The following is a 20550-nucleotide window of genomic DNA, read 5'->3' as shown; positions in this document are numbered from 1 at the left end:
TTAAGTGACTTTTTTGATCTGCTTCAAATAAAAGCTTTTAACTATTGCCTATAATTTAAGCTCTTTTCATTCAAGGGTTGAGTTATGGTTAATTTAACACATGGTTTGTCGATTGGTATTGAGCGCTCAGGCAGTGAGTTTTTCTTAACACTTAAGGCAATTGGTACCTTAACTCACAAAGACTATGAAGTGATCACACCGATGATCGATTCAGCGCTAGGCGAAGTTAAGCATCCTATTGTTAATGTATTAATAGATGGCACCGAGTTAGATGGTTGGGAGCTTCGTGCTGCTTGGGACGATTTAAAACTTGGCTTAAAGCACAACAAAGAGTTTAAAAAAATAGCGATTTACGGCAATAAAGAGTGGCAATCAACCATAGCTAAGTTAGGCAGTTGGTTTATGTCGGGTGAAATACAATACTTTGAAAATGCCACTACCGCTCTAGAGTGGTTAAAAACCAATAATGCATGACGCTTAATAAAAAAGGCCAACAGTGGCCTTTTTTGTAAGTATCTTGGTTTATTTTGACAGTGTTTTTTGCGTGGGAAGCGCAGGAAAAGCGCCTTTAGCTAAGCATGCTTTTGAGCCACAGCGAAGACCAAAGTGAAGCGCTTTTTTTACTATTGACTCATCATTTAGCTTATCAGTAAGTGGCACTGCATTATCGCTGTGGTTTAAGTAGTACAGTACGCCAGCAATAAAAGCATCACCGGCGCTGGTGGTATCTACAGCGGTAATTGTTGGGGCTGCTTCACTGAGGGTAAAAGCGTTATGGTAAACAGTCGCTGGTGCCGGACCATCGGTTAAAAACACCAGCTTGACGCCTAATTCAAGCAGTGATTGTAAGTAGGCTTCAACTGATTGTTGGCGTTGCGTTGCTAAAAAATTTAACTCATCACGTGAGAGCTTAACAATATCGCAATACGCGTAGCATGCATGCACGTTTTGCTCAATGTCATTGCTATTTTGCCATAAACTGTAGCGTAAATTTACATCAAAGCTAACGAGTTTGTGGTTGTTTTTAGCCTGCTTTAAAGCACACACAGTGGTTTTTGCTATAGCTGTATTGGTTAAGGTGTTTGAACAAAAGTGTAGGGTACTCAATTTATCCCAATTAATAAGCTTTAAATGCTCATTCGTTAACAGTAAATCGGCTGTTTGATGACGATAAAAGTTAAAGCTGCGTTCGCCGCTTTCATCTAGGCTGACAATAACCATAGCTGTTTGCGCGCCTTCTATGGTAAATAAATACTCAGTATCTACATTATATTGCTCAAGCGCATTAGTTAATTGTTTAGCAAAATAATCATCTCCCATACCGCCACAAAACGCAGCTTTGCCGCCGAGCTTTGCGTAACCTACAGCCACATTAGCTGGAGCACCTCCTGGAATGGGCAAGTAAGCACTGTTTTGAGAGTCTTGAGGCAGCATATCAATAAGCAGTTCACCAAGGCTAAGTAATTTGGTCATAGTGTAAATCCTAAAAAACCTAGCATGGCTAGGTCAAAATTCAAGGGAGAATTATTAAAACTAGTGTAACAATCGCTGAACAAACATAGCTTCAGCAATTGTTACACTAAAGTTGGTTAGTTAAACGCGTATTTAAACGTCAATGACGTTGTACGGCCATTAATAGCACGTGCGCGTATAATGTTGTTATCAGGTATTGAGCCTTCTTCTGCTTCAGTAATACCTACCGTATCGAATAGGTTATTTACGTTTAACGCAATATTAAGATTTTCTGATAAATCGTAGCTTACAAAGCCATTTACTTGAGTGTAACCATCAAACTTAAGATCGTTATTATCTTGAGCATAGGCATCGGTAGTACCGATAAAGCTTAGGCCTGCAGAGCCTTTTTCATAAGTGTAACGTGCCATTAATGAGTAAATTAAATCAGCTTGGCGACGAGGCGTATTACCAACCACTTCAGGGGTAAGTGCATCTTTTGCAATTTCAGCGTCTGTCCACGTTAAATTACCACGAAAATCCCATGCATCAATAAAGTAGGTTGATTCAACCTCAATCCCTTTTGCTTCATATTCGCGGTCAAAAAAGGTTTGTGATGTCGCTTCGAAGTTTTGCTCTTCAGTTTGTGCATAAAATGCCGTGGCAAAAACTGACAGTGAATCAAAGCGCTTTTTAATACCAAACTCATACTGGTTTACTTCATCAACGGCATCTTCATCGGCTACTGAGCCATCGGCGCGAACTTTACCAAATAAAAGTCGGTCAGTATTGGCGCGACCGCCTTTACTCAATCGTGCAAACGTTGCAAGGCTTGAGTCAATTTGGTAATTGGCACCAATTGAATATGATGCGTAATCCCAGTCGTAATTAACAGGGCTAGCATTTGCAAGGTCAATACCTGCAACATTTTGTTCAGGAACAGAAATCACACCGTCGCGATTCATATCAACGGTTGAGGTAACCGCGCCTGCATAGTTACCACGTGCTTCACCGCTGTCATAACGGGCACTAGCATCAATACTTACGTCACCCACCTTAGTTGAAAATGCAACATAGGGTGCACGAGTGTCGTATTCTGTGTCGTAATCACGTTGGCAACAGTTACCCCAAAAAGGCGTGCCATAAGCGTATAAGCCATTTTCAGAGAATTCAGTCCCATCGGCGGCTGTTACATTTAATAGCGCAGCGTTATCACCTTTGAGCTCCATTAGGTAGGAATTCCATAACCACGACATGGCAATATTTTGGGTTGACGCATAATAGCCAAAAGTAACGCTAGTATCATCGCTTAGCGATTTAGTCAGTTTGAAGTCGTTAACAATTGAGTCAAAGTCGTTCATGGTTACGTCAAACGTATGAATACGCATGGCTAAATCATCGTTAAATGCAGCACCTGTGGTCGCATTACTAAGCGTTGCACCCACACCACCAATACTTTGCGCTATAGCTGATGCATTGCCAACTTCAGCTGGGATCAATGAATTAAAATTACCGCTTACAGATGATTTACGAAAACGATTTTCAATACGCCAATCGTTGTCTAAATCAAATACAGCCTCAAAACCAATTGAGTCAACTTGCGGATTCATACCATCGCGAATATCGCCGTTGCTTATTTGATTTTCGCCGTTTAAGCGCACTGTTTTAGTAAATAATGCCGAATGCGGGGTATCTGATTGTGCGTCAAACCCAGGAATTGAGTCACCATTTGCATACATTGGCATAGGTAAGTAGCCAACACTTTTATCATCTAAATGTTTGTAATAAAGACGCACGTATCCATTTTCAAAATCTTTGGTCAGGTTGGCTTTAATTTGCCCACCTTTATTTGATGTGTAACCTGTTTCACGTGGGCCTTCACCTTGACGTACAAAACCACCAACATGAAAGCGTACAGTGTCATTTAAATAGGTGCCATATTCAAAGTCAGTTCGAATAGTATCGTAATCTAGGCCAAGTGTAGTTGATACGCTGCCCGATTCGTTTTCGCCATTTTTAGAAATGAAATTAATTATGCCACCCGGTGCATTACTTGCTGCGGTAGAGGCTGAACCACCACGAATAGATTCAATGGTTTGCACTGTGTTATCTAAGCGCATAAAAATGTCAGCGTTACCAAATGCAATATCGCCATATTGTAAAACAGGTAAGCCATCTTCTTGAAGCTGTAAAAATTTAGCACCACCAGAGGCAACCGGTAAACCACGTACTGCAATGTTGGCGTTACCTTCACCGCCGGTTGATTCTGAGCGAACCCCAGGAATAATTCTAAATGCCTCAGCAGTAGAGCGAGGCGTAGACACCTCAACTTGCTCAAGCGACACACTGCTTACAGAAGAACTTGACGCCATTATCGTTGTACGGCGGGGAACACCGGTAACAACAATTGTTTCTAGCCCTTTGTTAGCTTGCGCTTGTGTATTTTGCTCTTGTTGTTGTGCATTAACGCCTTGGCTAACGGCGAGCGCTAAAGCACTGATCAGATATAAAGGTGTGTTGTGTGTTGTCATGTGAACGCCTCGTTTTAAATCCTAAGGGAAGTTGTTATTTTTACTTAATCGATTAAGTAAAAATAACAAAGTTTTTACAATAAGCAAATTATTTTGTTAATTATTTGCTGTTTTTTTACTCAAACATTGATTTTTATAATGTTTTTATAGCATTAAAAGTTGTTTGTTTACTCAGCGACTAAGTTACTTTGCTCTAATGCTGCTGCTGATGGGTCACGAATATAATTAAATAGCATAGCCAAAAATAATATGACTGCAAAACCCGTAGCTAAATAAAAACCGTAGCGTACGTGTCCAAAGTAATCGCTGATCATACCCATAAATAAAGGTGCTAAGGCGGCTGACAGTGCGGTAAAAAATAATATAACGCCGGCTACTGCACCGTGTTGATGCACAGGAAAACACGATATTCCCTTAGAGTTTAAAGTAGGGTAGACCATCGACATAAATAAACCTGAGAGAGGTAATAAAGCCACAGCCCAATCAACGCCGCCATAAAGAGTGCCAACGTAACACAGCGCAATGCCAAAGCTTAAGTAAGCCATAACTCCTTGCCAACTAAACCTATTCAGTAACCATACCGCAATAAAACGCCCTGCAGCACGTAACACAAAAAAGATTGTAAGTGCGTAAGTGGCCAGCAGCGGCCATGAGCCAGTGTAATCTTTTAGCAGAGTAGGCATCCACACGTATATGGCGACTTCGGTGGCAACATATAAAGCAATTGCAAGTGAAAAACCCAGTGCATAAGGATTTTTAACCATTTTTATAGTCGTTTTTAGTGAGGCTGGCTTATCTGTACTTTTTACCACAGCAGGGTAATCGGCACGCCAAGCAAGCAATGCCAAAATCAAACACATAATGCCAGCAATGATGTAAAGGTAAGTCCAACTTACATTTTGAACCAGTAGCACGCCAACTAAAGCAGGGCCAACAATGGCTCCAATGCCAAAAAAGCCTTCTACTTTATTCATGGTTTTGGTGTGCTCTTCGTTGCTATTAGAAATATCACCTAAAAGCGCCAATGCACCGGTTTTAAATAAACCAATGGCGAGGCCAATACAGCACAGTAAAAAAACAAAAAATATAAAGCTGCTGCTAATCGCAAACAAAAAACAACTTGCAGAGAATATTAATAAACCAAGCATAATCGTTTTTTTACGGCCAAGACTATCGGCTAAAAAGCCTAGAAATAATCCACTTATTGCAATCATGGCCATAGGCGCATAATGAAACGCACTGGCTTGGGTCATACTTAATCCAAAATCGCTTATGAGTTCGGGAATGATCATGCCAACGGCGTCAGAGGTCATGGCAAACATAAAAAACATCATGTATGTGAGCCAACGAATTTGTTGCAACGGATCGCTGCTTACGTGTGTGTGTGATTTTGTCATTTGCTTTTCCTCGTTAAATGCTTGGTAACACACATTAAGTCGTCAGTAACTTATTGTAGTATTAATCGAGCCACGATATTTGTATGTAAAATATTTAAAAATTACTTGTAAATTCTCACCTGCTAGTTAAAGATATATCTTAATCGATTAAGTTTCAACTTGGTAATCACACATGATGAAGAATAAAGTTCAATTGATCACATATGCTGATCGAATCACCGGTAAAGATATAAACGCATTAACAGCACTTCTAAAGGGTCCACTTAAAGACGTTTTTGCAGGGGTGCACTTATTACCATTTTATAACCCAATAGATGGTAGCGATGCAGGTTTTGACCCAATTGATCACAGTGAAGTTGATGCCCGAATAGGAACTTGGTCAGATATTCAAGTACTTGGAAAAGACCATGATTTAATGGCCGACTTAATAGTGAACCATGTATCGGCGCAATCGTTTCAATTTCAGGATGTGCTGGCCAAAGGCAAAGCCTCTGAATTTTGGGATTTATTTTTAACTAAAGAAGACGTATTCCCTAATGGCATGAGCAACCAAGAACAACAAGCCATTTACCGTCCACGGCCTGGAAGCTGTTTTACACCAATGAAATGCGGTGATGGTCAAACGTATGATTTTTGGACCACCTTTACTGACAACCAAATTGATATAAATGTAAAAGTAGAAGCAGGCATTGCCTATTTAAATAACGTACTTACTAAATTTTCTGCTAACAACGTAAACATTATTCGTTTAGATGCAGCGGGTTATGCCATTAAGCAAGCAGGTACTAACTGTTTTATGCTGGATGAAACATTTGCCTATTTAGATAAACTCTCAAAGCAGGCAAATGATTTAGGCATGGAAACCATTGCTGAAATTCATAGCCATTATCAAACTCAAGTTGACGTGGCTAAGCGCGTAAACATGGTGTACGACTTTGCCCTACCACCGCTTATTTTACATAGCTTATTTAATAATGACGTAGACGCACTGCTTAAGTGGTTACAAATTTCACCGCGTAACTGTTTAACTGTACTAGACACCCATGATGGCATTGGCATTATTGACGCGGGTCCAATGGGCGATAAACCTGGGCTGTTGAACGCATCTCAAATAGATAATCTAGTAGAAACCATGCATGCCAACAGCAATAACCAGAGCCGTAAAGCAACAGGTGCAGCTGCAAGTAACGTCGACCTATATCAAGTTAACTGTACGTATTACGATGCATTGGGCGCAAATGATTTTGATTACTTATTATCTCGCGCCATTCAATTTTTTGCACCGGGTGTACCACAAGTATATTACGGTGGTTTATTTGCTTGCAAAAATGATATGGAGCTTCTGGCGAGCACGAACGTTGGTCGTGATATTAATCGCCCTTATTTAGATGCCGCTAAAATAGATGAAGCGCTAAATAAGCCGGTAGTAAAAGGATTAATAGCGTTAATTAAAATACGTAATGAACACCCTGCATTTGCTGGTGAATTTACTGCTCAAGGTGGCGAAAATGTATGTTGTTTAATGTGGAAGCTTGAACAACATTCAATTTCTTTGAGTATTGATTTTACAAGTCGTACCGCACTTATTACACAGGTTAATGGTGCTCAAGAAACCACTTTAAACTTACAAAGTTTATTAGTTTAAATAGCTTTATTTGTTGAAAACCAAAAAGCCAAGCAACTTAAGCTTGGCTTTTTTATCTGCGCTACTAACAGCACTCAGCTACTTGCACCAATATCGAGTGCGTAACCTACTTCGTGTTGTTTTTCTTCTTTAGAAATAAATAAGTTAGCAGCTATTACACCTTTTTCTTGGCTATTTTGATGAATAGTCGTAAGGCGAGGCACAAAACGGGCTGCTTCTTCTATGCCATCAAATCCAACAATACGTAGCTCATTCCCTATTTTTATCCCTTGTTTTATTGCTTCTCGCATGGTGGCGAGGGCGATTAAATCACTCATACATATAATCACATCAGGGCGTGGTGAGGCGTTTAATACTTCTTTTGCAGCTATGCTGGCAAAACGCTCGCTACTTTCAGGAATATTCCAAATGCGGTCGTCGGCTACAGTTACATTCGCTTCATTTAACGCACGCTGATAACCTCGTAAGCGTTGGTGAGAAATAGATTGACCCGTTTCAAACTCATGATGTTCGTAAACTCGGCACAATACATTTTCATCGAGTAATCTCAAGCCCAATATTGCCACGTTATCAGTTGCCCTGTGCAAAACATGTTTGGCTATTTCGTAACTGGCTTGTTCGTTGTTTATGTTAATTGATGCGTTGCGGGCAATATCAAAATCCACAGTAACCACATGTTTTTGTACTGTTTTTAGTTGCTCTACCAGTGCTTTATTTCGCGGGCGACCATAACAAATAAAGCCATCAACAAAATCAACAACGTTATTGAGATTGTCGCTATTGCCTGAAAACAATAAAACATTAATGCTGTTTTTTTCAAGCACTGAGGTTACACCACGCATAAAGCTACTGGCGACAGGGTCTGACACCATATATTCCACGCTATCTGGCAGCACTAAAGCAACAATATTAAATGTGCCACTTCGCAAAGATTGCGCCGCTTTATTAGGGCCATAATAACCGAGCTCTTTGCAAGCTTTAAGTATGGCTTCGCGTCGTTTAGCCGAGAGTTGATCAGGGCGATTAAACGCATTTGATACCGTAGCATTAGACACACCTAACTCTTTGGCGATACTTTTTAATGTCCAGCGGGTGGGTTTACTCATCAGCGACTCATTACTACTTAGCAGGAAATTAGTAAATTAACATATTAGGCTGTTTAATATAACAAAAACTGTTGCATTGAGTTAATGCCGACACTGTTTAGGTGCAATCCCAAAGGTTTGCTTAAATAAACGGCTAAAATGACTGGCGCTATTAAAACCAAGGTCGTAGCACACTTTACTTATAGCTTGGCCTTCTAATAAAAGCGTGCGGGCTTTTTTAAGCCTAAGTTGTTGCTGCCAAAGCGCAGGGCTGGTGCCAAAAGCGAGTTTAAATTGCTGGTAAAACTTACTACGACTCATACAAGTTATTTTGCATAATGTGTCTATGTCGAGTGTGTCGCTTAAATGCTCTTCAATGTATTGCAGTGCATCACTCACGTTACTTTTTAGACGCAGTTTATCGCAGTTGGCCATTAATAAATCGCGGCTTTGTTGTTGCAGTAAACGGGTGATCAATTCGTTTAACGATAAATCAATTAGGTAGTGTCGCTCGGCGCCTTGCTCACTAAATAAATGCACCATTCGCTCTAATAACTGCTGAGTTTGCGCATTATGTTGGGTATGCACTAAATTAGGGCTGTATTCAAATAAGGTATCACTAGCAAAGTTTTGCTGCATATTAAGCGCATTAGCCACATTGGTTATTTTATCTGTGCTGATTTCAATCGCTAAACAGGTGGTAGGTGAGTTGAGAGTTGCCTGTGGAAAATCAATCAGCACCCCTTGCTCGGGCGCTAATACAAACGATTCGTGGGGTAAAAACGCTTTATGATAATGACTATTCTCAACATGCATAATTTTCTTGCCACTGAGCATGGCACAAAACAGTAATTCGTTTGAATGCAGCGCCACTTTTTGCGCACTTTTATAAGTATCATAAATACTCAGTTCGCTGTTGTCGGCAGCAAAGCTCACTTTGTTTTCAATAAGTACATCAAGTTGTTGGCGTTTTTTATTTAACTGTGACGAATACATAATCAGCCTTTTTAATGATTAAATCGTTTGGACTCACAGACAATTTTTTTGGACTGCTAATCAAGTTTTTAAGCGCTTAATAGTCTAATGTCAATCAATACCGATTAAATATAAAGCAACTAGCTACATTACTCTAACAAGTTGCTGGTATTTCGGCTTAGACTTTTAGCTAACAACAACAAGAGAACACACATATGATTTACGCAAATCCAGGCACAGCAGACGCACTCATCACATTTAAACAGCAGTATGGTAACTATATTGGCGGCGAGTGGGTTGAACCCGTTAATGGCCAATACTTTGAGAATATTAGCCCTGTAAATGGCAAAGTGTTTTGTAAAATTCCCCGCTCTGACAAAGACGATATTAATTTGGCGCTTGATAAAGCGCATGCCGTAAAAACGCAGTGGGGCACAACCTCAGTTACCGAGCGCAGTAATATTTTATTAAAAATTGCTGATCGCATTGAACAAAATCTAGAGCTACTTGCAGTGGCCGAAACATGGGATAACGGTAAAGCCATTCGCGAAACCCTCGCCGCGGATATTCCACTTGCTGCGGACCACTTTCGTTACTTTGCCGGTTGCTTGCGTGCTCAAGATGGCAGTATTGGTGAAATAGACGAAACCACGGTGGCGTATCATTTTCATGAACCATTAGGTGTTGTAGGGCAAATTATTCCGTGGAACTTTCCAATTTTAATGGCTGCATGGAAACTAGCACCTGCACTTGCAGCTGGTAACTGTGTGGTACTTAAACCTGCTGAGCAAACACCCGCCTCAATATTAGTATTAATGGAAATTATTGGTGATTTACTACCCGGCGGCGTGCTAAACGTAGTAAATGGCTTTGGTAAAGAAGCCGGTGAAGCACTGGCAACTAATACGCGTATAGCTAAAATTGCCTTTACAGGCTCAACCCCTGTGGGTTCACATATTTTAAAATGCGCAGCTGAAAATATTATTCCTTCAACGGTAGAACTTGGGGGAAAATCACCTAATATCTTCTTTAACGATGTTATGGAAAAAGACGACTCATACCTAGATAAAGCAATTGAGGGCGCCATTCTTGCCTACTTTAACCAAGGTGAAGTATGTACTTGTCCATCACGCTTGTTCATTCAAGAAGATATTTATGAGCAATTTATAGAACGCATTTTAAAACGTACCAAGCAAATTAAACGCGGTAACCCGCTAGACAGCGAAACCATGGTAGGTGCGCAAGCCTCTAAAGCACAGTTTGATAAAATTTTAAGTTACATTGATATTGGCAAACAAGAAGGTGCTGAAGTACTCAGTGGCGGTCATGTTGAGCAACTTAGCGATGAGCTAAATGGTGGCTATTACATTCAACCTACTTTATTAAAAGGCACTAACGATATGCGCGTGTTCCAAGAAGAAATTTTTGGTCCCGTTATTTCAATGTCGACCTTTAAAGACGAAGCCGAAGCGCTCGAATTGGCTAACAGCTCAGAATTTGGTTTAGGCGCAGGTGTATGGAGCCGTAATATGAACCGCGCTTATCACTTTGGTCGCAAAATAGAAGCCGGTCGCGTATGGACCAACTGTTACCATATGTACCCAGCACACGCTGCGTTTGGCGGTTATAAAAAGTCTGGTATAGGCCGCGAAACGCACAAACTCGCTCTCGATCATTACCAACAAACTAAAAACTTATTAGTAAGTTACAGCGAAGATCCCCTTGGCTTCTTTTAATAAGGCGTTTTAGTTTAAACAAACAACCTATAAGTAATGAAAGCGCTGCATTGTTGTAGCGCTTTGTTTTTTTTAAAACTAATACTGATAGCATTTGATTAGTGGTTAATTATAATAATAAAGAAATGATTTATTAATGAGGCGAAATAAAACCTCAGTGAATCATGCACAAAGAGGGTAATAGGGCGCTGGGTTGAAAAAGTAGATTAAAGGTTCTAGCTCAGGGCTGTTTGTACAAGCTCACAGCTCGTCACTCGAAGCCGGCTCATTTTCTCCTCTGTGTTTAAAAAGGCTTTAGTGAATTAATCACAAAAAGGATTATGGTGATGTTTGAAACGATTGCGATTTATTCAGGGTTAATAGCCACATTATGGATATTCATTGGTGTTTATGTAGCAAGTCGGTTTTATAAAGGTTACAGCCATTCTAAACAATTTTGTAGTGAATTAGGTGCAACAGGAAGCCCAACTGAAAAACTGTCACCGCTAATTAATAATTATCCTTTAGGTTTTCTATTTTGCTTTTTTGGCTGGTATTTGGCGCAATTGGCTAATGTTTCTATATTGGTTAATATTGCTGGTTGGTTAGTTATAGTGCATGGTATTGGTACCTGGGTTGCGGGTTATTTTCCTATGGATGCTGACCCATTTACTAAACATCCAACTTTTAGCTGCAAGGTACATTCTTGGGCTGGTTTTATTATGTTACTTTCGCTGGTTGTAGCACCAATATTAATAGCTATTAGTCCAACCACAGAAGTTACCTCTCTATACTTTCGTGTTTTTTCAATTGTTTCTGTTATCGCTACATTTTATTATCTGTTTGCTATGGCTAAAGCAATAAAACTACAAAGTAAACCTGGTACCTATCAACGTATCTCCTATGGTATTCAATTAAGTTGGTTAAGTGTTTTTTCAATAGCATTAATTTAAAACAATCACTAGTGCCTATCATTTTTTTAAACGTTAGGCTTGTCAATCTAAGAAATACATCAGCATTGTGTTGATTTTAGCTCATTATTTGGGCTTATAAATTAAGGAAGACTCATGAATATAAACGATACTAAATTACGTTTTATTTTACTAAGAGGTCCTTTAGGCTGGGGAATTCCTACAGCTATTTTATTTCAATTAATCATGCACCTTACAGGTGAGCAAGATTTTTTTGATGGAATCATTTCATCTTTAATAATATTTCCTTTAGTAGGCATATTATTTGGATACTTTATGTGGCATTCAAAACATAAAAAGAACTAAATAACTGAGAGACCTACCTTAATTACTTGGTTTTTTGAAAGTTTTTAGCTGTAATTACAAGAAGGTTTGAGTGAAAATTTGTGAAACCCAAAGGTTGGTTATCCGGCCATTCTCAATTGATGATGTGCCGGCATTAAGTGAAATTCTTAGTGACGATGAAGTGATGAAATACTCAATTCGTGGTGTGTGCGATGAAGCCGCAACTGGTGAATTTATAAAGTGGTGTTTACAATGCTACGATTCATATGGTTTGGGCCCATGGGCACTAATAGATAAAAACAGCGATTTACTCATTGGATTTTGTGGTATTTCTCCACAAAATATCGCGGGTAACGAAGAGCCTAATTTAGGGTATCGATTAGCGGTCGATTTTTGGAATAAAGGGTTAGCATGCGAAGCGGCTAAAGGTGTTTTAAAGTATGTGTTTACGCAAACTACTCATCAATCCGTTGTTGTTATTATTGAACCTGAGCATATTGCGTCATTGAGAGTAGCAAAGAAAATTGGCTTTACAGATTATAGCAATCATGAATTTCACGGTCGTGCCGTACAGTTATATCGATTAACAAAGGCGCAGTGGAGTAAATGGACTTCTTTAGATGCTGCTTATGTAGCTACCTAAAGCTCAAGATAGTTAACGTTGGTTTGTTAAAAGGAGATTTTTAATGGATATAGATTCTCACATAGTTCAGCTTGAAAAAAATAACCGAAAGTTATTTAGTGCATCTCATTATTTGGGACTTACGATAGCGATGGCTGTTATTGTTTTGTTGTTAATGTTTTATTTCAGCCCATTGATAGGGCTTGCTTGTTCAGGTTTTGCTGCTTTCTTTTTAAACTTTTTCTATTCACAGTATACCTTTAGAAAACTCAACGCCCGCATAACACTACTGCAAATCAAAATTGAACAAACCGCTAAGTAAGCTGTTGCTCTTAATTTAAAGCCAGTTCATTTTACATTTTACTCATTGTTAGCTGCTTTTATTGTTGCTAAGTTATTGCTGTAAAAAAATTTGCTGATACTTATTGGATTTAAGATATTTTTAGTTCCACCAGATGAGTTTACAGTAATTATATAACCTAAGCTAAAATGGATTTTCATGAACATAAAAACAAAAATAGTTAGCCGTACTTTATTGAGTGCTTTATTAATTACGCCTACCTTGAGCATGGCAGAATTAGCAGTTACTCCTCAAACACCAGAGCAATGGCGCAGTGTTACTGATCGTGATATTGAAGCTGCTTACAGTATTTCGGCAAAAAACCATCCCGGTATGTTTGATCTTAACAATCCAGTCTTTCCTGAGCTATTAAAGCAAGCAAAAGCAGAAGCACTTGCACTGTCTGCTAAAGCGAGCGGGCCACAGGTTCATGTTGCGGCAATAGCGCGTTTTAGTACTGTGCTACAAGATGGTCATGCTGGTGTGTTTTCACGTGTTGAACGACCTGCTCGTCGCTGGCCTGGTTTTCGTGCAGTTTGGCGGGGTGATGCACTAAAAGTGTATTACAGTGAAACAGATAATATAAATAAAGGCGACGTGATAACTGGTTGCGATGGGCAAAGTACAGAGACGTTAATGCGACAAAGAGTGTTTAAGTTTCATGGACAGGTTACACAGCCTGGGCATTGGTGGCAGCAAGGTTGGCGGTTACTTGTTGATGAGGGCAACCCATTTTTAACACCTCTAAAAGAATGTCAATTTGTTAAAGCCAATGGACAATCCTACAGTAAAACCCTTGATTGGTCTGTTCAGCCACAGAGCGTAACTAAGCATTTAACACACGCCTATAATGGGGATGAGCTTGCAACCGATTTAACTTGGCCTGCACAAAACACTGCGTGGATTGCTATGCCTAGTTTTGCAAATAACGATAAGCAAACTAAAGATTACAATAACCTTTATAAGAAGGTGACGAGTCAACGTTCCAAGTTACTCAGTGCAAAAACGGTGGTTTTAGATCTTCGTCATAACCAAGGTGGCTCGTCGTATTGGAGCTTAACGCTTGCAAAAGCGTTGTGGGGTGAGCAGGTTGTTGAACAAAAAATGGATAGCTACTCACAAAATAGCCGGGTTTGGTGGAGAGCGTCAAAAGACAATACTAACTATGTAAAATCGTTAATTGACGTGGTAAAAGATCAACCTGAAGTTCATGAATTGATTAAAGAAATAGCAGCAGGTATGGCGCAGTCACTTGAAAAAAATAAGCCATTTTACATCGAAGAAAAGCAAAGTAAATCAAACCTAAGCGAAAGTACGGTACCAGTGAGTGACTTTAAAACACAGGTTCTTGTTATTGTACCGCCACAGTGTGCAAGTGCGTGTCTTGATGCCATTGATGTATTTAAGCAATTTACAAATACTCAGTTATTTGGCGCGCCAAGTAGTGCTGACTCATTGTATATGGATGTTCGATTAGCTGAGTTACCCTCAGGTTTAGGTAAAGTGATAGTGCCTAATAAAGTGTATGTGAATAGAGCAAGAGGAAAGGGCGATTATTATAAACCCGATATTGCCTATAACGATATTGATTGGACAACCGATAAGCTATTAGAAAAAATTAAACAGTTATAAAAAAAGCCGCTCAATGAGCGGCTTTGACTTTTCAACTATAAGGGGTAATCAAAAACTGTATTTGGGCAATGCATTAATTGCCCATAGAGTATCTAACGCCAAAGGCATAACGAGGACCGTATTGAGCCGCGCTTAAGAACTGGCTTTCGAAACGGCTAAATGAACGCTCGGTTTCGTTAGTTAAGTTCACACCTTCAAAGAATACCGTTGTGCTTTCGTTAACTTCGTAGTTAACACTAATATCCCACTGCAAGTACTCTTCAGCATATTGTGGCGGAGCCGTAGCACCTGAATCAGGTAAACCCTGGGCAATTAAGTACTCATCACGCCATGCACCGGTAATTTTTACCGATAAGCCATCTTTTTCATAAAAGCCTTGTAGGTTTGCAGAGTCACTTAGGCCAGCCAATACCGCTTGAGAGGCAAGGTAGTAGTTATCGTACTCAACATCACCATCAACAACGGTGGCATTGAAGCCCGCACCAAAGCCCGAGTCGCCAAACAAGTGCTGAACAGCAAATTCAAAGCCGTTCACTTTACGTGAGCCAACGTTTTCAGGTGAATTAATAGTCCATTCAATTAGCGGGTCGGTTGCTGGGTCTGGTAAGATACGGTTGTTTTCGCCAATACCCACACCATTAGCTACAATTTCATTGTAAATTGCAGTGTCAGTTGCTTGATCGCCACGACCTTCAATGGCGGCTACTGCGTTGTTCCAACGCTGACCTAAATACACATCGTGTAAGCCTTCAAATGTTGTTTTAACCTGCGTGTTATCAATCCAATTATCTACGTCTTTCCAAAATAGACCAATAGCAGCGTAGCTGCCTTCGCTGTAGTAATACTCAAGACTTAAATCTAAGTTCGTTGATTTAAATGGTTCTAAGTTTGGATTACCACGGCTACCACTTCTTGAATTTAATTTAGGTGAAGGTGTTAAAGCCAAGTTACCTAACATATCACCGAGTGTTGGTCTGGTGATTGTTTGACCCCATGAGGCGCGGGTCACTAGGTCATCCGTAAGATCGACTTTAATATCAATCATAGGAAGTAGTAAGTCGTATTGGCCTTCATAGTCTACTTCAACTAATTCGCCACCAGCGGCAAATTGAGTTAACCACTCTGAACCACCAGCCCAGTACACTTGTTCCGCTACACGGCTTTTAGCTGGGCTGACAATATCAGTTTCTTCATAACGAAGACCTAAATTTACAAATACTTCGTAGTCGCTAACGTCAAATACCCAATTACTAGAGAGATACACACTGATGGTTTCTTCTTCAACTTCGTTAGTTGGGAAGTTATCAAAGCTACCAATTCGGTAATAATCACTGCCAATAACATCTTCGGTTAAGTAAGCGCTTTGGCGAGCAAATGCTTCATCAAGGTCATAAGTGTAAGCATAACCAGGGGCTACGCCGTTAGGACCAAATGAAAACTCATCAAGGAATCCGCTTAAATCAACTCTTTCGAACATCGCATCCGGAAAAATTTCAGCGAATGTACCGTTGTTAAAGCCTGGTGCATTGGCGTTATTAGAACCACCCCAACCACTAAGTGTTTGTTTAGTGTAAGCCGCACCAAATTTTACAGTCTCAAGACCAATGTCTGTATAAGTAAATAACTTACCATCTAATTGCACTTGAGAAACTTCTGACTCACCCGGTGTTCTGGTAAAAATACTGAAGTTAGAACCAATTTGATTTGGACTCACTTCTTGTGTGCCATTGTTCCAATTAATATTGAAACCGGGCACATCGCCTTCGCGGAAAAAGTATTCTTTAGTCGAGAGATCGGCTGAGCCCAAAATAATACGGGCATTAGAGTTCAAGCCTGGATCTTTACCGTTATCTGTAGTGGTTTTTGAAGTATGGGCATCAAAGTTAAAACTTAGATTGTCTGTTGCTAACCATTCAACATTAATACCAGTTGCTTTTGAGTCTACTTCTGAGGTTTCACGAAATGCAGTGAATGATGCGTCATCGCCAGCTGAGTTATAGTAAATAGCGGTGCCGTTTTCATCTAGCTCATAGGCATTACCATTGCCGCCAAACGACCCATTCCAAATACCCCACGATAACGAGTTATTACCCGTTGTTGCATTTGAGATTGTGTGATCTAGTGTAAACGTTAAGTTATCTGTTGGTGCAAACTGAAAAGTGGCTTGCGCGTTTAAACGTTCACGCTGAATGTCGTCTTTTGCAAAGCTGACTTCTTGTGGGAAGAAAGCGGCAGATACAAATTCACCACTCTCCCCAGCGTTAGGGTCGAAAAACTGCTTCGCTGGATTGCCATCAGCATCCATTGGGCGGTTATCAATTATGTTTTCAGCATCAACCGATAGGTTAGGGTTGACTAACCAAGAGCGCACATTGGCTGCTTGGCGCTGAAAATCACGACGGTGGTAAGAAAAGTTAGCTGAAAAACCAAACATTTCGTCAGCAAACGTGTTGCTGTAAATACCTGCTACTTCAGGAGTAACCTCATCACCTTCTTCTACCGATGTATCGTGAATACCTTTAGCCATTAATGAAAATCGTTGACCCGGCTTCTGTAGAGGTTTAGCGGTAACAATATTTACAGTTGCACCAAGGCCACCTGTTGGTGTATCTGCACGCGCTGTTTTCATAACTTCAAGTGAGCTTACACCCTCCGATGATAAGTTCTCAAAGTTAAATGAGCGTGTAAAGCCTGTGCCCGCCATTTGACGGCCGTTAAGTGTTACAAGGTTAAATGATGGGCCAAAACCACGTACGGTAATTTGGCTACCTTCACCGTTTGAACGACTCACCGATACACCGGTTATACGCTGTAGTGATTCAGCTAAGTTAGTATCTGGAAATTTACCCATTTCTTCAGCAGAAATGGCATCGACCACGCCTGATGCGTCACGTTTTACATCCATTGAACGAATGAGTGAGCCACGAATACCTTTTACTTCAATAACTTCTAGTTCAGGTTCGGCAGTATTTTCTTGCGCAGCGTAAGCGAAGTTAAATGTGCTTGCAGCGATGATAAGTGACACAGAAGCCGCTAGTGGGCTTTTTTTAAACTTATTTGTGTTCATAATTGCTCTGCTTTTACTTAATTTATTACGGTAAGTAGGTACTTGTAATTTAGTACCTACCACTGAATTAGGGTTTATGGGTTAGCGATAACTACGTTGTCTATACGGTAAACTGCACCTTCACCTGCTCCCCACGCTGGGAACATCATCAGTACATTGATGTCGCTAATGTCTAAACCTGCATCAAATAATGATTGCAACGTAAACGTGTATGTTTGCCACTGTCCAATAACAGGTACTTCACCTTCAACGCTTTGTGCAAGAGGAAGCTCTACCGCTGTTGCTGCACCTGTTGACTCAATTTTAAATGTCCATACTGAGTCAGGGTCATTTGGTGGTGTCACCATTTTCATTTCAAATTGCACAACACCATTGGCTAATATTGCTGATGCATCAAAAGAGATACCGTCGTCCGCTAAAAAGCCCATTACTGTTGGTGTAGCACCAATAACAAACTCAGCCACTGTGCCATGATCAGCATCGTCAGTTTCTTCAGTCGGTGTAGAGCCACCACAACAGTCCCAAATACTCCACATATCTGCAGCAGTATCTTGGAAAATAGTGATTTCATCGCCTGCTGATGCACTAGGATCGTACATTTTAGCGTTATCAACACGGTAAACCGCACCTTCACCTGTGCCCCATGCTGGGAATATCATCACTACATCAATGGCACTAACATCTAAACCTGCGCCCGCTAAGTCAGCGAATGTAAAGGTATAAGTTTTCCACTCACCTACAACAGGTGCATCGCCAGCATCTGTTAATGGTAATTCTACTGCGGTATCACCCTCATTAGATTCAATTTTCATTAACCAAGTTGCATCTGGGTTATTTGGGTTTGACATCACTTTCACATCAAACTGTAGTACACCATTTTCTAAAATGCTGGTTGCATCAAATGGAGTGTCGCTACCACCAGCAGATGAACGAGTATTAAAGCCCATTACAGTGGGGGCTTCGCCAATAGTGAATTCTGCAGTTAAGCCGTGTTCTGCATCGTCCATAACTTCTGATGGAGTAGAGCCGCCACAACAATCCCACATCGGCCAATCTAAGTTTTGCTCGTCAGTAAATAAATCTACTGATGGTGATTCACCTACATCGCCTTCAATAGCCACATTGGTAATTAAATATTCAGCGCCTGCACCTGTTTGCCATGCTGGGAATACCATTAATACATCAATGGCACTTAAATCTAAGCCTCTTTCTTGTAGTAAAGAAAGTGGGAAGGTGTAAGTTTGCCATTGACCAGTAACAGGAGTAACACCTTCATTACTATCGCTAAGGGCTACATCGCCGGTATTAGGACCACCATCGCCCGCTTCGGCTTTCAATAGCCATGTAGTATCTGATGTTGGCGGGGTTACCACTTTCATATCAAAAGTTAGTCGACCATTTAGATCAAGAAGAAGTGATGCATCAAACGGAGATGAAGTGCCGGTAAAATCATCAGGGAAGTGACCGCCTCGAGTAGAAAACCCAAGCACAGTCCCGTTATTATCGTTAATGTTAAACTTAATTACATCGCCTTTGTCAGCGTCAGTAATTGTTTCAGGTGTTGTTCCACCACAACAATCCCATGCGATCCAGTTGGCATTTAAGCTGCCATCAAAAATATCAAGATTCTTTGCAACACCATCACTTGGCGGAGTAGGTACAGGGGCTTTACCTTCTACAAGTGCATCGTCTAGGCTATCGTAACCTGGACGTACTGTTTCACAACCTTTACCAGTGGCCGGATCTGAGGCACATTCGTACACACGAACATAATCAATCTCAAAGCTTTGACCTTCTGCAAATGCAGCTGCATCAATACCTAAATTGTTTACATTTTCAGGCCAATCGCCACCAACAGCATGGTTTAATATAAGGTAAAAGTCTTTATCAAATGGGGCATTATCCCAGTGAGTGGTAAGTTCGCCGTTACCTTGTTCAAAGTATTCAGCAAACCAACCTTTATGTTTAAGACCAACAGGCTCATCTTTAGAGTTGTAACGTACTTCAGAGCGACGTTGTGTAGCGTATAAATAGCCGTCTACGTACCAGCGAATTTCTCCCTCTTGCCATTCGATTGCATAAGTATGAAAGTCATCTGCTGGGTTCATACCTTCAGGTAAGGCATAAGCTTTGCCTGAACTTGAGTTATTTGGCCACTCACGACCATAGTGAAGTGTGCCATGAATATTTGCTTCAACGGTGCCATCTTCAGCGACTGTTTTTAAATTAACCGCTTCTAAAATATCAATTTCGCCAGATCGCGGCCAAGTGCCATATACTTCATCGGTTGGCATCATCCAAAATGCGGGCCAGCTACCTTGACCAGAAGGCAACTTTGCACGCATTTCAAAACGGCCATAAGTAAAGTCGGCGTTGTAGCGGGTGTTTAAACGGGCTGACGTGTATGGTTTTTCTGCACCTTCTTCTGCAGGTAAGGCGACTATATTTAGTACACCGTCTTTAATGAAGGCATTTTCCTCACTGTCGGTGTAACATTGTTTTTCGTTGTTACCACCGCCAGCGCAGTTTAATTCAAAGTTCCACTTGTTAGTATCAATACTAGTGCTGTCAAACTCATCGCTCCATACCATACGCCAGTCTGAGACTGGTTCAGTAGGGTTTACTTTTTCAATATCGGTAGTAGTGGTCGCTGCGTCACCACCACAACCCGCCAAAGATGCTAATGAAATAGCAGCCAAAAGGCGAGTAATGCGTGTTGTTTCAATGTTCATAACTGAACCCCGTTCAACTGATTATTGTCAGAATATAGTGTATTTGTTGATTTTTTCATTTTTGTAAGCGCTTACATTTTTCTGTGTGGTAAATGTAAGCG

15 protein-coding genes are annotated in these 20550 nt (G+C 40.5%); 8 read left to right on the top strand and 7 right to left on the bottom strand.

Translation table 11 applies throughout. From position 1 onward, the window contains the following. Positions 1 to 84: 84 nt before the first annotated feature. Entirely contained in the window at positions 85 to 474 is a 390-nt protein-coding gene (locus MTF66_RS09540; RefSeq protein WP_010389301.1) for an STAS/SEC14 domain-containing protein, read from the top strand. Between the two features lie 48 nt (positions 475 to 522). On the opposite strand, the gene MTF66_RS09535 is transcribed toward MTF66_RS09540, so the two are convergent. The 3 genes from MTF66_RS09535 to MTF66_RS09525 form a co-directional block, all read right to left on the bottom strand. Further along, positions 523 to 1473, bottom strand: a complete 951-nt coding sequence (locus MTF66_RS09535; RefSeq protein WP_138621760.1) for a carbohydrate kinase — start codon at positions 1471 to 1473, stop codon at positions 523 to 525. A gap of 116 nt (positions 1474 to 1589) precedes the next feature. Next, positions 1590 to 3983: a TonB-dependent receptor gene (locus tag MTF66_RS09530; protein ID WP_138621762.1), complete on the bottom strand. Its 2394-nt coding sequence runs from the start codon at positions 3981 to 3983 to the stop codon at positions 1590 to 1592. Between the two features lie 167 nt (positions 3984 to 4150). After that, a complete protein-coding gene (locus MTF66_RS09525; RefSeq protein WP_055011497.1) occupies positions 4151 to 5380 on the bottom strand; it encodes a sugar MFS transporter in 1230 nt (409 codons plus the stop codon). A gap of 172 nt (positions 5381 to 5552) precedes the next feature. Between MTF66_RS09525 and gtfA the strand changes: the two genes are divergently transcribed. After that, entirely contained in the window at positions 5553 to 7025 is a 1473-nt protein-coding gene (gene gtfA, locus MTF66_RS09520) for a sucrose phosphorylase (RefSeq protein ID WP_248527106.1), read from the top strand. Positions 7026 to 7099: 74 nt separating this feature from the next. Here the strand turns inward: gtfA and MTF66_RS09515 are convergent, their stop codons facing one another. Further along, positions 7100 to 8131: a LacI family DNA-binding transcriptional regulator gene (locus MTF66_RS09515; protein WP_138621766.1), complete on the bottom strand. Its 1032-nt coding sequence runs from the start codon at positions 8129 to 8131 to the stop codon at positions 7100 to 7102. A gap of 81 nt (positions 8132 to 8212) precedes the next feature. Beyond that, entirely contained in the window at positions 8213 to 9106 is an 894-nt protein-coding gene (locus MTF66_RS09510) for an AraC family transcriptional regulator (RefSeq protein WP_010389287.1), read from the bottom strand. A gap of 194 nt (positions 9107 to 9300) precedes the next feature. Between MTF66_RS09510 and MTF66_RS09505 the strand changes: the two genes are divergently transcribed. The 6 genes from MTF66_RS09505 to MTF66_RS09480 all read left to right on the top strand — a co-directional run bounded on the left by MTF66_RS09505 (position 9301) and on the right by MTF66_RS09480 (position 14650). Beyond that, positions 9301 to 10821: an aldehyde dehydrogenase family protein gene (locus MTF66_RS09505; protein WP_010389285.1), complete on the top strand. Its 1521-nt coding sequence runs from the start codon at positions 9301 to 9303 to the stop codon at positions 10819 to 10821. Between the two features lie 326 nt (positions 10822 to 11147). Then, positions 11148 to 11753 (top strand): DUF998 domain-containing protein, encoded by a 606-nt coding sequence (locus tag MTF66_RS09500; protein WP_109875142.1) that lies wholly within the window; start codon positions 11148 to 11150, stop codon positions 11751 to 11753. Between the two features lie 114 nt (positions 11754 to 11867). After that, positions 11868 to 12077 (top strand): hypothetical protein, encoded by a 210-nt coding sequence (locus MTF66_RS09495; protein WP_054201355.1) that lies wholly within the window; start codon positions 11868 to 11870, stop codon positions 12075 to 12077. A gap of 70 nt (positions 12078 to 12147) precedes the next feature. Continuing rightward, a complete protein-coding gene (locus MTF66_RS09490) occupies positions 12148 to 12699 on the top strand; it encodes a GNAT family N-acetyltransferase (protein WP_138621768.1) in 552 nt (183 codons plus the stop codon). Between the two features lie 43 nt (positions 12700 to 12742). Continuing rightward, on the top strand, positions 12743 to 13000 hold the full coding sequence (locus MTF66_RS09485) for a hypothetical protein (RefSeq protein ID WP_138621770.1): 258 nt from the start codon (positions 12743 to 12745) through the stop codon (positions 12998 to 13000). Between the two features lie 177 nt (positions 13001 to 13177). After that, on the top strand, positions 13178 to 14650 hold the full coding sequence (locus MTF66_RS09480; RefSeq protein WP_138621772.1) for a S41 family peptidase: 1473 nt from the start codon (positions 13178 to 13180) through the stop codon (positions 14648 to 14650). Between the two features lie 73 nt (positions 14651 to 14723). Here MTF66_RS09480 and MTF66_RS09475 read toward each other — a convergent pair whose 3' ends face one another. Further along, entirely contained in the window at positions 14724 to 17717 is a 2994-nt protein-coding gene (locus MTF66_RS09475) for a TonB-dependent receptor (protein ID WP_138621774.1), read from the bottom strand. A gap of 74 nt (positions 17718 to 17791) precedes the next feature. Continuing rightward, positions 17792 to 20449, bottom strand: coding sequence for a glycoside hydrolase family 16 protein (locus MTF66_RS09470; RefSeq protein WP_248527105.1), 2658 nt, complete (start codon positions 20447 to 20449; stop codon positions 17792 to 17794). Between the last annotated feature and the right edge of the window lie 101 nt (positions 20450 to 20550).

This window comes from Pseudoalteromonas sp. 2CM39R (assembly GCF_023161845.1).
This window is presented reverse-complemented; position numbering and strand designations above follow the sequence as displayed.